The 14886-nt window shown below is 71.4% G+C and carries 17 protein-coding genes; 11 read left to right on the top strand and 6 right to left on the bottom strand.

All coding sequences use genetic code 11. The features are described 5' to 3' along the window. Window positions 1–161: 161 nt before the first annotated feature. On the bottom strand, window positions 162–1781 hold the full coding sequence (locus tag AB0K92_RS01850; RefSeq protein ID WP_365918756.1) for a glycoside hydrolase family 20 protein: 1620 nt from the start codon (window positions 1779–1781) through the stop codon (window positions 162–164). A gap of 270 nt (window positions 1782–2051) precedes the next feature. On the opposite strand from AB0K92_RS01850, the gene AB0K92_RS01845 reads away from it, so the two are divergent. The 10 genes from AB0K92_RS01845 (at window position 2052) to AB0K92_RS01800 (ending at window position 9292) form a co-directional block, all read left to right on the top strand. Continuing rightward, a complete protein-coding gene (locus AB0K92_RS01845) occupies window positions 2052–2510 on the top strand; it encodes a 2-oxo-4-hydroxy-4-carboxy-5-ureidoimidazoline decarboxylase (RefSeq protein ID WP_365918754.1) in 459 nt (152 codons plus the stop codon). Between the two features lie 251 nt (window positions 2511–2761). Beyond that, window positions 2762–3142, top strand: a complete 381-nt coding sequence (gene sdhC, locus AB0K92_RS01840) for a succinate dehydrogenase, cytochrome b556 subunit (protein ID WP_166001795.1) — start codon at window positions 2762–2764, stop codon at window positions 3140–3142. A gap of 5 nt (window positions 3143–3147) precedes the next feature. After that, complete coding sequence (locus AB0K92_RS01835) at window positions 3148–3624, top strand: succinate dehydrogenase hydrophobic membrane anchor subunit (protein WP_073940417.1); 477 nt, start codon at window positions 3148–3150, stop codon at window positions 3622–3624. A gap of 19 nt (window positions 3625–3643) precedes the next feature. Continuing rightward, complete coding sequence (gene sdhA / locus AB0K92_RS01830) at window positions 3644–5398, top strand: succinate dehydrogenase flavoprotein subunit (protein WP_365918391.1); 1755 nt, start codon at window positions 3644–3646, stop codon at window positions 5396–5398. Continuing rightward, entirely contained in the window at window positions 5398–6159 is a 762-nt protein-coding gene (locus AB0K92_RS01825) for a succinate dehydrogenase iron-sulfur subunit (RefSeq protein WP_166001791.1), read from the top strand. The genes sdhA and AB0K92_RS01825 overlap by 1 nt, the downstream gene beginning before the upstream one ends. A 132-nt stretch (window positions 6160–6291) precedes the next feature. Continuing rightward, window positions 6292–6702, top strand: a complete 411-nt coding sequence (locus tag AB0K92_RS01820; RefSeq protein WP_365918389.1) for a VOC family protein — start codon at window positions 6292–6294, stop codon at window positions 6700–6702. Window positions 6703–6812: 110 nt separating this feature from the next. Next, the gene (locus AB0K92_RS01815) at window positions 6813–7220 is read left to right on the top strand and encodes a hypothetical protein (RefSeq protein ID WP_166001787.1); all 408 of its coding nucleotides are present in this window, start codon (window positions 6813–6815) and stop codon (window positions 7218–7220) included. A gap of 83 nt (window positions 7221–7303) precedes the next feature. Beyond that, the gene (locus AB0K92_RS01810) at window positions 7304–7825 is read left to right on the top strand and encodes a DCC1-like thiol-disulfide oxidoreductase family protein (RefSeq protein ID WP_365918752.1); all 522 of its coding nucleotides are present in this window, start codon (window positions 7304–7306) and stop codon (window positions 7823–7825) included. A gap of 29 nt (window positions 7826–7854) precedes the next feature. After that, on the top strand, window positions 7855–8598 hold the full coding sequence (locus AB0K92_RS01805; RefSeq protein WP_365918387.1) for a TetR family transcriptional regulator: 744 nt from the start codon (window positions 7855–7857) through the stop codon (window positions 8596–8598). A 91-nt stretch (window positions 8599–8689) separates the two neighbouring features. Next, the gene (locus AB0K92_RS01800) at window positions 8690–9292 is read left to right on the top strand and encodes a Uma2 family endonuclease (RefSeq protein ID WP_365918385.1); all 603 of its coding nucleotides are present in this window, start codon (window positions 8690–8692) and stop codon (window positions 9290–9292) included. Here the strand turns inward: AB0K92_RS01800 and AB0K92_RS01795 are convergent. Continuing rightward, entirely contained in the window at window positions 9281–10711 is a 1431-nt protein-coding gene (locus tag AB0K92_RS01795; protein ID WP_365918383.1) for a metallophosphoesterase, read from the bottom strand. The two genes, AB0K92_RS01800 and AB0K92_RS01795, sit on opposite strands and share 12 nt — an antisense overlap. A 37-nt stretch (window positions 10712–10748) precedes the next feature. Next, entirely contained in the window at window positions 10749–10988 is a 240-nt protein-coding gene (locus AB0K92_RS01790) for an SCO4848 family membrane protein (protein ID WP_166001782.1), read from the bottom strand. A gap of 91 nt (window positions 10989–11079) precedes the next feature. Between AB0K92_RS01790 and AB0K92_RS01785 the strand changes: the two genes are divergently transcribed. Continuing rightward, entirely contained in the window at window positions 11080–12414 is a 1335-nt protein-coding gene (locus AB0K92_RS01785; RefSeq protein WP_365918380.1) for a D-alanyl-D-alanine carboxypeptidase, read from the top strand. Here the strand turns inward: AB0K92_RS01785 and AB0K92_RS01780 are convergent. The 3 genes from AB0K92_RS01780 to AB0K92_RS01770 are packed head-to-tail and all read right to left on the bottom strand — an operon-like array spanning window position 12365 to window position 14822. Then, the gene (locus tag AB0K92_RS01780; protein WP_365918376.1) at window positions 12365–13381 is read right to left on the bottom strand and encodes a YihY/virulence factor BrkB family protein; all 1017 of its coding nucleotides are present in this window, start codon (window positions 13379–13381) and stop codon (window positions 12365–12367) included. The two genes, AB0K92_RS01785 and AB0K92_RS01780, sit on opposite strands and share 50 nt — an antisense overlap. Further along, entirely contained in the window at window positions 13369–13830 is a 462-nt protein-coding gene (locus AB0K92_RS01775; protein ID WP_365918374.1) for a GtrA family protein, read from the bottom strand. Before AB0K92_RS01775 ends, AB0K92_RS01780 begins: the two co-directional genes overlap by 13 nt. Continuing rightward, window positions 13827–14822 (bottom strand): decaprenyl-phosphate phosphoribosyltransferase, encoded by a 996-nt coding sequence (locus tag AB0K92_RS01770; RefSeq protein ID WP_365918372.1) that lies wholly within the window; start codon window positions 14820–14822, stop codon window positions 13827–13829. The genes AB0K92_RS01775 and AB0K92_RS01770 overlap by 4 nt, the downstream gene beginning before the upstream one ends. Window positions 14823–14886: the final 64 nt, after the last annotated feature.

Genomic DNA, 14886 nt, shown 5'->3' with positions numbered 1-14886 from the left:
GTTGTGTCACAGCGGCACACCACCGAGCCGGCCGAGGGGCCGGGAGAAGAGGTTTTCGGCCAGGGGATCGGGGTCGCCGGTCAGTCCGGTCAGTCCGGTCAGTCCGGTCAGTCCGGTCAGTCCGGTCAGTCCGGTCAGTCCGGTCAGTCCGGTCAGTCCGGTCAGTCCAGCCTGTCCGCCAGCGCCCTGAACTCGGACCAGGAGAGCGAGGGCTCGCCCGGGTTCCAGAGCTTCTGCACGGTGGCCCGCAGCGGCATCCGGATGCCCGCCGCGACCTGCTCCTGGGTCTGCGATCCGGCGAGGTCGCACCAGACGGCGAACACCGCGCCCAGGATCTGCCCGTCGTAGCGCGCGGGCACGGCCTGCGTGCCGCGCAGCACCCGCGGTGTCCACTGCTCGTAGATCCGCTGCCCCGTCGGGTAGACGAAGGTCTGCGGCTGCCCGAGCACGTAGTACAGGAACTCGTCGTTGTAGTTGATCACCTGGCGTCCGGCGCTCAGATACTCGGCCGGCGGCCGGGCCCCGATCTCCTTGCCGGTCCAGTAGGCGACCTGGATCCGCTCGTCGGCGCGCACGGAGGTGTTCCGGTAGAAGCCGTCGTTCCACGCGCGCGGGGCGGACTTGCCCTGCACCCGGACGGTCTCCGCGCGGTCGTTGAGCCAGCCGGTGGCGAGGTCGGCGACGGTGCCGCCCTCGCCGTGGGCCCGCCGCGCGGCGGCGGCCAGTCGCGGGTACGACGCCTCGGGGTCGGCCGCGGTGAGCGCCCGGTACTCGTCGCCGCCCAGATGCCAGGGGGTACCGGGGAACAGCTCGGCGTACTCGTTCAGCAGGTCGTCGACGATCTCGGCGGCGTCCGGGTTCGAGATGTCGACCGCGCCGGTCGCCGCGACCCCTTGCGCGTTCCGCAGCTGGAGACCGGGGTGGGCGGCGATGACGGCCCCGAGGTGCCCGGGCGAGTCGATCTCCGGTACGACGGTGATGTGCCGGCTCTCGGCCAGCTTCACGATCCGCCGCACCTGCGCCTTGGTCAGGTGGTCCTCCGACACGACCTCCGGGTGGGTGTCGGACGCGATCCGGAACCCCTGGTCGTCGGAGAAGTGCAGGCCCAGCTCGTTGAACTTCAGGTCGCCCAGCTCGCGCACCCGGTCCTCGATCCAGGCCGCGTCGAAGTGCTTGCGCGCGATGTCCAGCATGAACCCGCGGCGCGGCTTGGCCGGGTCGTCGCGCACCACGCCCTCCGGGGCGCTGCCGCCGCCGCGCACGGCCTGCTTCAGGGTGCGGGTGCCGTAGAAGACGCCCGCGTCGTCGGGCGCGGTGATGGTGACCCGGCCGCCGCGCACGGTCATGGTGTACGACTCCGGGTCGGCGCCCTCGTCGTCGTTGAGCGCCAGCCGGACGTCCCCGGCGCGCAGGTCCGCCTTCTGTCCGCCGTACGCCATCCCCAGCTCACCGGCGATCAGCCGCCCCTCGTCGGCGAGGTCCGCGTCGCTGACCACCACCCGGTGCCCGCGCTCGGGCCGCCAGCCGGGCCCGCGCGCCGGCGTGTGCGCCCGTACGGCGGGGATGGTGCGCGGCGCGGAGGAGAGCGGGTGGCTGGGGCTCGGGGTCTGCCGGTGCTCCGGCGCGGCGGGCGCCCGCTCCTCGGGCCGCTCCGCCGGGGTCCGGGCCGCCGATCCCGCCGGCTCCCCGCCACCGCTCTCGCCGCCCCCGTCGGCCCACAGTCCCAGCCCCACGCCGGTCAGGGCCACCACGGCGGCGGCCCCGGCGGCCGTCGCGGCCACCCGCCTCCGCCTCGCCTGAGTCGCCGACACGCGGCGCCTGTGCTGGCTCACGCCGCCAACGTAAGCCCGAAGCGGACGGCGTACGTCGACGAGAGGCCCTTAAACCTCCCCGTCCGGGTGACATTCGGGCATCCGTCGGACACACAGTGACCACTCTCGATAACGTGAGGGCACAACTTTCACACCTTCCTTCGAGGACCCACGCTGCCCGCGCCCCGTCTCCCCGACCGGCTCGCCCCACCGGGACAGTCCCGCGGCACCTGTGCCCCGCTGGACGCCTTCAACACCGCCCCTGCGGAGTCCGCCCGGCAGACCCTGCTCACCTGCCTGCACAGCCGCCACTGGGCCACCCGCGTCACCGCCCACCGCCCCTACCCCGACCTGGACTCCCTCCTGGCCGCGGCCGACGAGGCGGCGTACGACCTGTCACCGGGCGAGGTGGCGGAGGCCCTGGCGGCGGAATCCCTGCCGGTCCTCCCGGAGGGGACGTACGAGGCGGCACATACGGCCCTGAACGCGGCGTACGCCGCTTACGAGGCGCGATTCGGACACGTATTCATCATCCACGCGAACAACGCGTCTCCGGACGAAACCCTCAATCACATCCTGACGGCCATCCGGTCACGATTGACGAACGATCCGGAAGAGGAGCGGGTCGTGGTCGTGGACGAACTCCGGCGCCTGGCGAAGGGACGCCTGGTCGAGCTCCTGAGGGGCGCGAGGCGGTAACCGGCATGCGGCCACCGCCGCATGGGCGCGACCAGCCACAACGGCACCGCACGCGGCACATAACAGCACCCACCACCCCAGAACCCCCAGACCTCACCCATCCGCGTGCCAGTTTGATCACACCGACAGGCCCCGTGTAAGCGCCACAGGCAACCGTCGCTACGATGCTGGGGGCCGGTGGACCGTACCCGGCCGGGCCCGTCCGACACCGAAGCCGGCAGGCCCCAATCCCGCTCCCGGAGGGTTCTTCCGTGCCGGCTGGAACGCTGTACCGCGGACGGGAAGGAATGTGGTCCTGGGTGGCTCACCGAGTCACCGGCGTCCTCATTTTCTTCTTCCTGTTCGTGCACGTGCTGGACACCGCACTCGTCCGTGTCTCCCCCGAGGCGTACGACAAGGTCGTAGCCACCTACAAGACGCCGATCGTCGCCGTGCTGGAGTACGGCCTCGTCGCCGCCATCCTCTTCCACGCGCTCAACGGCCTCCGCGTCATCGCCGTCGACTTCTGGTCGAAGGGACCCCGCTACCAGAAGCACATGCTCTGGACCGTCGTAGGCATCTGGGTCGTGCTGATGATCGGGGCGATCTACCCCGTCCTCGGCCACGCCGCTCGTGAACTGTTCGGGAGCTGACGCCCATGTCCACCACTGAGACCACCGCTTCCGGCGTCGGCCCTGTCGAGGGCGGCTACAGCGTCGACAACCCCGCGCCGTACATCGAGGCGCCGCGCAAGCGCACCAAGAAGACCCCGAAGTCCACGCGGGGCAACTTCGAGCTGGCGGCCTGGCTCTTCATGCGCCTGTCCGGCGTGGTGCTGGTCGTCCTGGTCATCGGCCACCTGCTGATCCAGCTCGTGCTGGACGGCGGCGTCTCCAAGATCGGCTTCGCCTTCGTGGCCGGCCGCTGGGCCTCGCCGTTCTGGCAGGTCTGGGACCTGCTGATGCTGTGGCTGGCGATGCTGCACGGCGCCAACGGCCTGCGCACGGTCATCAACGACTACGCGGAACGCGCGAACACCCGGCTGTGGCTCAAGGGCCTGCTCTACACCGCCACGGTGTTCACCATCCTGCTGGGCACGCTGGTGATCTTCACCTTCGACCCGAACATCCGCTAGGCACGGGGCTGCGAGAATCATGAAGATCCACAAGTACGACACCGTCATCGTCGGCGCCGGTGGCGCCGGTATGCGCGCGGCCATCGAGTCGACGAAGCGCAGCCGCACCGCGGTCCTGACCAAGCTCTACCCCACCCGCTCCCACACGGGCGCCGCGCAGGGCGGCATGGCCGCGGCGCTGGCCAACGTGGAGGAGGACAACTGGGAGTGGCACACCTTCGACACGGTCAAGGGCGGTGACTACCTGGTCGACCAGGACGCCGCCGAGATCCTGGCGAAGGAGGCCATCGACTCGGTCCTCGACCTGGAGAAGATGGGCCTGCCGTTCAACCGGACGCCCGACGGGACGATCGACCAGCGCCGCTTCGGCGGTCACTCCCGCAACCACGGCGAGGCACCGGTCCGCCGGTCCTGCTACGCGGCCGACCGCACCGGCCACATGATCCTCCAGACGCTGTACCAGAACTGCGTCAAGCACGGCGTGGAGTTCTTCAACGAGTTCTACGTCCTGGACCAGCTGATCACCGAGGAGAACGGCGTCAAGCGCTCCGCCGGTGTCGTCGCCTACGAGCTGGCGACCGGCGAGATCCACGTCTTCCAGGCGAAGGCCGTGATCTACGCCTCCGGCGGCTGCGGCAAGTTCTTCAAGGTGACGTCCAACGCGCACACGCTGACCGGTGACGGCCAGGCCGCCGTGTACCGGCGGGGCATCCCGCTGGAGGACATGGAGTTCTTCCAGTTCCACCCGACCGGCATCTGGCGCATGGGCATCCTGCTGACGGAGGGTGCCCGCGGTGAGGGCGGCATCCTGCGCAACAAGGACGGCGAGCGCTTCATGGAGAAGTACGCGCCGGTCATGAAGGACCTCGCGTCCCGTGACGTCGTCTCCCGCTCCATCTACACCGAGATCCGGGAGGGCCGCGGCTGCGGTCCCGAGGGCGACCACGTCTACCTGGACCTCACCCACCTGCCGCCGGAGCAGCTGGACGCCAAGCTCCCGGACATCACCGAGTTCGCCCGTACGTACCTCGGCATCGAGCCGTACACGGACCCGATCCCGATCCAGCCCACCGCGCACTACGCCATGGGCGGCATCCCGACCAACGTCCAGGGCGAGGTGCTGGCCGACAACACCACCGTCGTGCCGGGTCTGTACGCCGCCGGCGAGGTCGCCTGCGTGTCGGTGCACGGCGCCAACCGCCTGGGCACCAACTCGCTGCTGGACATCAACGTGTTCGGCAAGCGGGCGGGCATCGCCGCCGCCGAGTACTCCCAGAAGGCGGACTTCGTCGAGCTGCCGGAGAACCCGGAGGCGTTCGTCGTCGAGCAGATCGAGCGGCTGCGCACCTCCACCGGCAACGAGCGGGTGTCCACCCTGCGCCGTGAGCTGCAGGAGACCATGGACGCCAACGTCATGGTGTTCCGCACCGAGCAGACGATCAAGACGGCAGTCGAGAAGATCGCCGAGCTCAAGGAGCGCTACAGGAACGTGGCGATCCAGGACAAGGGCAAGCGGTTCAACACGGACCTGCTGGAGGCCATCGAGCTGGGCAACCTGCTCGACCTGGCCGAGGTCATGGCGGTCTCCGCCCTGGCCCGCAAGGAGTCCCGCGGCGGCCACTACCGCGAGGACTACCCGAACCGCGACGACGTCAACTTCATGCGCCACACCATGGCGTACCGCGAGGTCGGCGCCGACGGGTCGGAAACCGTCCGTCTCGACTACAAGCCGGTCGTCCAGACCCGCTACCAGCCGATGGAGCGTAAGTACTGATGGCTACCCCTGTCCTGGACAAGGCGGAAGCGGCCTCCGCCGCCTCCCCCTACATCACCGTCACCTTCCGGGTCCGCCGGTTCAACCCGGAGGTCTCGGCGGAGGCGACCTGGGAAGACTTCCAGCTGGAGATCGACCCCAAGGAGCGCGTCCTCGACGGCCTGCACAAGATCAAGTGGGACCTGGACGGCACGCTCACCTTCCGCCGCTCCTGCGCCCACGGCATCTGCGGTTCGGACGCCATGCGGATCAACGGCAAGAACCGTCTGGCCTGCAAGACGCTGATCAAGGACATCAACCCCGAGAAGCCGATCACGATCGAGCCCATCAAGGGCCTGACGGTCCTGAAGGACCTGGTCGTGGACATGGAGCCGTTCTTCCAGGCGTACCGGGACGTGATGCCCTTCCTGATCACGAAGGACACCAACGAGCCGACGCGCGAGCGCCTGCAGTCGGCCGAGGACCGCGAGCGCTTCGACGACACGACCAAGTGCATCCTGTGCGCCGCGTGCACGTCGTCCTGCCCGGTGTTCTGGAACGACGGCCAGTACTTCGGCCCGGCCGCCATCGTCAACGCGCACCGCTTCATCTTCGACTCGCGTGACGAGGCGGGTGAGCAGCGCCTGGAGATCCTGAACGACAAGGACGGCGTCTGGCGCTGCCGTACGACCTTCAACTGCACGGACGCCTGCCCGCGCGGTATCGAGGTCACGAAGGCCATCGCCGAGGTGAAGAGGGCGCTGATCACGCGCCGCTACTGAGCCCGGCGGGCCGGCTCGGCCGGCACACGGCACCGTGGGCCCCCGTTCCCTTCCTGGGAGCGGGGGCCCACTCGTGTGTCCGGCCGGGCGCCAATCACCCGGTATGCCCGGTCGCTCTCCTATTCTGACGGTATGTCAGATGACCAGTCGTACGAGCTGCTCGGTTTCGACAACGTGCTGCTGCCCGTCGGGGATCTCGCCGAGGCGGTGGCGTTCTACGAGCGGGCCGGGTTCGCGGTGGGGTTCCGGCTCGACGAGGCCGGTATCGCGCTGCTGAAGGCCGGCGGGGAGACGCCCGGGATCCTGCTGCGGCAGGAGGAGGGGCTGGGGCACCGGCCGCCGCCATGGCCGTCGCCGCGCGTCTGGCTGGAGGTGCCGGACGCGCGGGTCGCGGCGGAGTGGCTGCTGGGCGCGGGAATCACGCCCTGGGAGGGGCCCTTCGCCACGGCCACCGGGTGGACGGTCGAGATCGCCGACCCCTGGGGCAACGTCATCGGCCTGACGGACTACGGCAAGCGGCCGGAACTGGGGCGCCGCCCCTGAGGCGGGGGTCACACCGGCAGGGCTGCCCCCACTGGTTGAACACGTTCAAAAACAGGTCTACAGTCTCTCCTGTCAGCGTTTTGAACGCGTTCAAGAAAGGGTGGGGGGACATGGACCGTACGGTCGTCGCCTACGTCATCTACCTGCTGGTGAGCATCGCCCTGACCGTCTGGGTGGCCCGCACGCTGAGCCGCAACGGGCGGGTCTTCCTCGCCGACGTGCTGCACGGCAACGAGAAGCTCGCCGACGCGGTCAACCACCTGCTGGTGGTGGGCTTCTACCTGGTCAACCTGGGCTTCGTGGCGCTCTACCTGGGCGGCGACGAGACCGTCACCGACACCCGCGGGATCTTCGAGACTCTGTCGACCAAGCTCGGCGTGGTGCTGCTGGTGCTGGGCGTCCTGCACCTGGGCAACGTGTACGTGCTCAGCCGCATCCGGCGGCGCGGGGTGATGGAGCGCGAGCAGGTGCCGCCGGTCGCGCCGCAGGGCTGGGCCGCTCCGACGGCCGGGGCGTGACGGCGGTGACCGCCGTGACCGCCCCGACCGGGGGCGCGGGCGGCGCGGGTGGCGCGGGGGACGCGGGGGACGCGGGGGACGCGGTGGGCGCCCCCGCCGCCGGCCGGGACGCCGCGCGCGTCCCGGTCCGCCGGCTGACCGTGCTGTACGACGCCGAGTGCGCGCTGTGCGCCTTCCTGCGCGACTGGCTGGTCCGCCGACCCCAGCTGGTCCCCCTGGAGCTGCTGCCCGCCGGGTCGGCCGAGGCGCGGCGCCGCTACCCCACGCTGGACCACGGCGCCACCCTGGAGGAGATCACCGTCGTCGGGGACGCCGGGCAGGTGTATCAGGGGCCCGCCGCGTGGATCGTGACGTTGTGGGCGCTGCGCGAGTACCGGGGACTCGCGCATCGCCTCAGCACCCCGACGGGGGCGCTGCTGGCCCGCGGCGCGGTGCTGGCCGCGGCGAAGTGGCGGGGTGCGCAGTGGGGCGGGGCGCAGTGGGGCGGGGTGCAGCGGGGCGGGAGGGCCTACCGCCGTGCGGACGGCTGGGTGTACGAGCCGGGCCACGGCTGGTCGTACCGCCCGCCCGGCTGCGCCGGCGGGGCCTGCCCCACCGGTCCGTAGGGCCCCCGCCCACTGGTTAGGCTCCTTGCGTGCCTGCGAAGAACGACAGCCCCGGTGCGGGCGACGCGCCCAGCAAGTCCGAGCAGACCCGCGCGCTCATCCTGGAGACGGCCATGCGGCTGTTCCAGGAGCGCGGCTACGACAAGACGACGATGCGGGCCATCGCCCAGGAGGCCGGGGTCTCCGTCGGCAACGCCTACTACTACTTCGCCGGCAAGGAGCACCTGATCCAGGGCTTCTACGACCGGATCGCCGCCGACCACCAGGCGGCGGTGCGGCCCGTCCTGGAGCGGGAGACCGACCTGGAGGCGCGGCTGGCGGGGGTGCTGAAGGCGTGGCTGGACGTGGCCACGCCGTACCACGAGTTCGCGGTGCAGTTCTTCAAGAACGCCGCCGACCCGGACAGTCCGCTCAGCCCCTTCTCCCCCGAGTCGGAGCACGCGCGCGTGGAGGCCATCAGCGTCCACCGGCAGGTGCTGGCCGGGGCCACGAAGACCAAGGTCCCCGAGGAACTGCGCGAGATCCTGCCCGAGTTGATGTGGCTGGCCCAGATGGGCCTGTGCCTGTACTGGATCTTCGACCGCACCGAGGGCCGCGAGCGCAGCTACCGCCTCGCCGAACGCGGCGCCCGGCTCACCGCGCGCGGTGTCTACCTGGCCCGCTTCCGCGTCCTGCGCCCCCTGGTGCGCGAGGTCCACGAGCTGTTCACGGACTTCCTGCCGGGGATGACGCGGGTGCTGCCGGATCCCGGGGGCGCCGGGCGGGGGCAGTGACCCACTTCCGGGTGAAGGGGGCGGAACGGGACGTCCAGCGTCCGGCCTGCCTACGATGATGCTCTCGACACCAGCCCACGGGAGGCACGTGATGTCCGCAGCATCCGTCGAGCGGCCCCATGAGAACCGACCGCTGATCGCGGAGGCCAACCGGCTCATGGACCGCAATCCGGGCTACCGCGTCGAGATCATCGGAGGCCAGCTCGTCGTGACCCCGCCACCGGACGGTCCCCACGGGGATGTCTTGATGGACCTCGCGCTTCCTTTCGCCGCAGCAGGCCTGCACGGGGTCGAATCCAGAGTCATCCCAGGCATCGGCCTCTGGCTGCCGACGGGCAACGAGGACTACGTGATCCCGGACCTCTCCGTGGTCGACGCCGACTACCGGGACCACTGCGTCGAGAACAACTGCTACGACCCCGCCTGCTTCCGCCTGGTCCTGGAGGTCACCTCCAGCAACTGGAAGACCGACCTGCGCGACAAGGTCAGAGCCTACGCGGGCGCCAAGATCCCGGTCTACGTCATCGTCGACCGCACACACCAGCGCCTTCACGTGCTGACCGACCCCGCCGGGGACGACTACGAGAACCACCGCCCGCACTCCGCCGGGGAGATCGTCACCTTGCCCGGAGTCATCGGCGCTGAGGTCGCCCTCGACGTCGGCCACATCCTGAAAACAGGCTCACCGGGCTGACGCCAGCTCCACCACCGTGATGTCCGACGGTGCCCCCACCCGGGTCGGCGGTCCCCACGCGCCCGCGCCCCGGCTGACGTACAGCTGGGTGTCGCCGTAGCGCTCCAGGCCGGCCACCGTGGGGTTCGCGGCGGCGGCGAGGAGATTGCCGGGCCAGAGCTGGCCGCCGTGGGTGTGGCCGGAGAGCTGCAGGTCGACGCCGTGTTCGACGGCGTCGTGGATCTGCACCGGCTGGTGGGCGAGCAGGACGCACGCGCGCGCGGTGTCCCGGTCGCCGAGCGCCTTGCCGAAGTCGGGGCCCTGGCCCTCGTCCTCGCCGGCCACGTCGTTGACGCCCGCGAGGTCGAAGTAGGGCAGTTCCGTACGGTCGTTCTCCAGCGGGCGCAGCCCGAGGCGCCGTACCTCCTCGACCCACTGTTCGGCGCCGGAGAAGTACTCGTGGTTGCCGGTGACGAAGTACGCCCCGTGCCGGGCTTCGAGACCGGCCAGCGGTGCGGCCGCGGGGCCCAGGTCCTTGACGCTGCCGTCGACCAGGTCGCCGACGACCGCGATGAGGTCGGGCTGGGTCGCGTTGATCGTGTCGACGACCTTCTGGGCGAAGCCGCGGCCGAGCACCGGGCCCAGGTGGATGTCGCTGACGACCGCGATCCGGAAACCGTGCGCCGCGCGCGGGAGCTTGGCGAGCGGCACGGTGACCCGCTTCACCCGCGGGCCGCGCAGCACGCCGTAGGAGCCGTAGCCGACCGTGCCGACGGCCGCCGCGGCGGCGGCGCCTGCGACCACGCGGGAGACGAACAGGCGGCGGGAGGGAGCGGCGGGACCGGGAGCCGGGGAGTCCTCACGGGGTCCGCGGGGCCGCTCGGGTGCCTCATTGTCCTGGGCGGATGCCTCGGTGTCCCGGGCGGATGCCTCGGTGTCCCGGGCGGATGCCTCGGTGTCCCGGGCGGGTGCCTGGGGGTCCCGGGCGGGTGCCTGGGGGTCCTGGGTGGGTGCCTCGCGGGGCTTGCGGGGTGCGCCGGCCGCGTCGGTTTCCTGGGCCGGGGCGCCCGCCGGTATCGGCTGCGGATGGCGGACGTCCGGCGCGGCGGGCGGCTGCGCCGCGCGGTCGCGGCGCTCCAGCCAGCGGCGCAGCAGCGGCCGTACGGCCTCCCCCACCACCAGGGCGAGCAGCAGGTAGATCGACAGCGCGAGCCACAGGAAGCCCGGCCAGGCGAGGGTGCGCTGGAGCCAGAACGGCACGCCGACGCGTCCCGCGAGCAGGGCGGCGACGGCGAGCGCCCAGCCGCCCGCGATCAGCACCGCGCCCGCGCGGCGGACCGCTCCCGGGGCACGGGTGGTGTCCCGGAACAGGCGGCGCCACAGGTACCAGTTGGCCGCCACGAGGACGCTCACCGTGACGAGCAGGAAGACGATCACCATGCCGTTGCTCTCTCCTGGAGTCGGGAAGACCGCGGTGCTATGACGTTCGGCGCATCGCGCGCAGACCGCGCAACCCGATGACCCCGATGACCGTCCCCCATACGAAGGAGACGACGGCGAGCAGCAGGTGGACCCAGAAGTAGGTCGTCGGCTCGCCGTCGTCGAACGCCAGCCCGCTGCTGTCCTTGATCAGGTTTTTGACGAAAGTGACCCAGATGACCCAGCTCCAGACCCCGAAGGCGAGCAGGAACCAGGAGATCGGGCGGCTGAGTTTCATGCGTTCAGTATCGCCGCCCGCCGTCCGGAGCCCCGGCCGGGGTGGGGAGGGGCACGGGACATCCCGGCGCGCGCCCTGTACGTTCTCGCTCGTGCCCGCACCCGAGAAGACCGTGCAGCGGTCCCTGTTGCTCGCTTCCGCGACCCTGTTGTCGCTTTCGCTGACCGCTCCGGCCGCGCTGGCGGCGCCGAAGCCGACGCCGACGCCCACGGCGGCGCGCAAGCCGGCACCGTCCGCCTCGGCGAGCCCGTCGGCCACTCCCCCGGCGAACATGTCGACCGTCGGCGGCGAGCGGCTCGGGCAGCCGGGCACCCAGGTGAATCTGGCCCCCGGCGTGCCGGTGCTGCCGAAGGACGTCACCGCGCGGTCGTGGATCGTGGCCGACGCCGAGTCCGGAGAGGTGCTCGCCGCGCACAACGCGCACTGGCGGCTCGCCCCGGCCTCCACGCTGAAGATGCTGTTCGCGGACACGCTGCTGCCGAAGTTCCCCAAGGACATGAAGTACAAGGTGGCGGCCGAGGACCTGGCGGACATCGGCGCCGGCTCCTCGATGGTCGGGATAAAGGAGAAGGAGACCTACTCGGTCCACGACCTGTGGCTCGGTGTCTTCCTGCGCTCCGGCAACGACGCCGTGCACGTGCTGTCGGCGATGAACGACGGCGTCGACAAGACCGTCCGGGAGATGAACCGGCACGCCGAGGAGTTGCAGGCCCTCGACACGCACGTGGTCAGCCCCGACGGCTACGACGCTCCCGGCCAGGTGTCCTCCGCGTACGACCTGACGCTGATCGCCCGCTCCGGACTGCAGAAGAAGGACTTCCGCGAGTACTGCTCGACGCTCACCGCGAAGTTCCCCGGACAGACGACGAAGAACAAGAAGGGCAAGACGGTCCGCGAGACCTTCGAGATCCAGAACACCAACCGGCTGCTGACCGGCGACTACGACATCGACCAGTACCAGGGCATCGCGGGCGTGAAGAACGGCAACACCACCAACGCCGGAGCGACCTTCACGGGTGTCGCCGAGCGGGGCGGCAAGGTGCTGCTCGTGACGGTCATGAACCCGCAGAAGAACGACCACAACGAGGTCTACAAGGAGACCGCGCGCCTGTTCGACTGGGGCTTCCAGGCGTCCGGGAAGGTGCAGCCGGTGGGCGAGCTGGTGCCGCCGAAGAGCGCCGCGCAGCCCGGCGCCGAGCCGGGTGCCACGGCCTCCGCGCCGGCAGGCGCGGGCGAGGCCGGGGGCGCCGCGGGCGGGGGTACCGCGAAGAAGCCGGTGGCGAGCGCCACGGCGGAGAGCGCCTCCAGCGGCATGGGCGTCGCCCTGGGGATCGCGGGCGGTCTGCTGGTGCTGCTCGGCGGCGCCGCGTTCCTGGTCAACCGCCGCTGGCCGCTGCCGGACCTGGTGCGCCGCCGGGGACGGTGACGCCGCCGCCCGCGCCCGTCCCGCCGCCGGTGCCGACGCCGGTGCCGACGCCGGTGCCGCCACTGGTGCCGCTGCCGACGCCGGAGCCGCTGCCGTCGCCGGCGATGGCCCCGTCGGCGTCCTTGGCGGGCGTCGCCGTCCAGGAGGCGCAGAACAGCACCAGCTTGCAGGTGAAGTTGATCCACAGCAGCAGGGCGACCGGCACGCCGAAGGCGCCGTACATGCTCTTCGCGGCCACGCCCTGCATATAGCCGCTCAGCAGCAGCTTCAGCAGCTCGAAGCCGATCGCGCCGACCAGGGCGCCGACCAGCAGCCGGTGCCGGGTCGGCTCGACGCCGGGCAGCAGCGTCAGGACGTACAGCAGCAGGAGGAAGTCGGCGAGCACGGCGACCGCGAAGGCGGCGATCCGCAGCAGCGCGCTGCCCCAGCCCTGCTCCTCCAGGCCGAGCTGGCGGGCGGTCCAGCCGACGGCCGCGGAGGCGACGGTGGACGCGGCGAGGGTGACCAGGACCGCGCCGCCGAGACCGACCAGCACACCGCCGTCCTTGACCTTGCGCAGGATGGGGTTCTCCTCGTCGTCCGGCAGCTCCCACACCGCGCGCAGGCACTCGCGCGTGGAGCCGACCCAGCCGATCCCGGTGAACAGCAGCAGGGCGCCCGCGATGATCCCGACGGTGCCGGCGTTCTGGACCAGTCCGCTGATGTTCATCTGGTCGGCGATGCCGGGGATCTGCTCGGCGACCTTGTCCTCCAGCTCCTTCTGCCGGTCCGCGCCGAGCGTGGCGGCGCCGATCGCCGCGGCGACCGTCAGCAGCGGGAACAACGCGACGAAACTGGTGAACGTCATCGCCGCGGCCAGCCGGGTCCAGTGCACGCGGTCCAGCCGCTCGTACGAGCGCCACGCGTGCGTGACCATCAGCCGGGCTGCCCACGGTCCGACGACCGGGAGCCTTTTCAGCCAGTCCATGAAGCCAACCTGCCCTCCGCGCGGAAGACCCATGTCCGGGTGCCCCAGAAGCGCAGGAGTGTCGCCAGTGCCATGCCGACTCCGGCGCCGGCGACGGTGTCCGCGCGCTGCGAGGTGTAGCCGAGGCCGTAGTGGCTGACGGCGAGACAGAGCAGCTGGACGAGGGCGCCCGCGGCGTTCACCGCGAAGAACAGCGCGTACCGCCGCCACGGGGCGCCCGTCGCGCGGTTCCGGTAGGTGCCGAGCGCGTTGCCCGCGTAGGCCACCGTGCAGCCGGCCACGAAGGACAGCGCCTTCGCGGTGAGCGGGTCGAGGTCCAGCGGGCCGCGCAGCCAGGTGAACAGGGCGAGGTCGGTGGCGTAGGCGAGCAGGCCGACGGCGGCGAAGGAGAGGACTTCCCGGCAGTCCAGCCGGAGCCGGAGCCGCGCGCGCAGGGGCGCCCACGTCACCAATCGGCCACCGCCAGGCCGTACATGGCGAGCCACACCAGGCCGATCAGGGCCAGCGCGCGGTCCCGCAGCACCACCTCCTCGGGTTCGCCCGCGGTGCCCCGGTCGGCGAACACGGCGTACCGCAGGATCGCCAGGATGAAGGCCACCATGGACAGCTGACGCCACGGCAGCAGCCCGGTGTGCGGGTCGCCGCCCGCCTCCAGCGCCCACAGGCAGTAGCCGAGTACGGCGACGCCGGCGGCCAGCTGCCACACGAAGCGGAGGTAGCCGGTGGTGTACTCGGTGAGCAACGCGCGCGTGGCGCCCCCTTTCCCGGCCATCTGGACGGCCTCGGAGTAGCGCTTGGCCGCGACCATGAACAGCGCCCCGAACCCGGTCGTGATCAGGAACCAGCGCGACAGCGGGATGGACAGCGCGAGTCCGCCGGCCGTCGCCCGCATCAGGAACCCGGTGGTGACGATGACGAGATCGACGACCAGGACGTGCTTGAGGCTGACGCAGTAGGCCAGTTGCATGCCGAGGTACGCCGTCAGCAGCGCCGCCACCGACGGGGAGGCCAGCCAGGCCGCGGTGGCCGGCGCGAGGACGGCGAGCGCGCCGCCGACCGCGTAGGCGACCGGGACGGGGACCTGTCCGGCGGCGACCGGGCGGTGCCGTTTGGTCGGGTGCGCGCGGTCGGCGTCCGCGTCCCGCGCGTCGTTGATCAGGTAGACGGCGGCGGCGCAGGCGGTGAACAGGACGAAGACGAGCGGCAGTCGGGTGAGCGCGGCACGGGAGAACAGCTCGCCGGCGGCGGCCGGGGCGGCCACGACGAGGAGGTTCTTGACCCACTGCTTGGGCCGCGCGGTCCTCAGCAGGCCCTTGAGGAGGCCGCCGAGGGGCGTGCCCGCGCGGGGCTCCTCGGGCGGGCGGGGGCGGGGGGTACGGGCGCCCAGGAGGGCCGGTCCCTGGGTGCGGGTGCCGTTCGCCATGGGCGCTGCCTCAGTCATGCCCGCTCCCTGTCATGCCGTACGCGGCCGTGCCGTACGCGTTCCTGCCGTACGCGGTGGTGCC

Source organism: Streptomyces sp. NPDC052687 (genome assembly GCF_040678395.1).
Taxonomy (GTDB): domain Bacteria; phylum Actinomycetota; class Actinomycetes; order Streptomycetales; family Streptomycetaceae; genus Streptomyces.
Note: the sequence above shows the minus strand (reverse complement) of the source record. Positions and strands in the feature narration are given on the sequence as shown.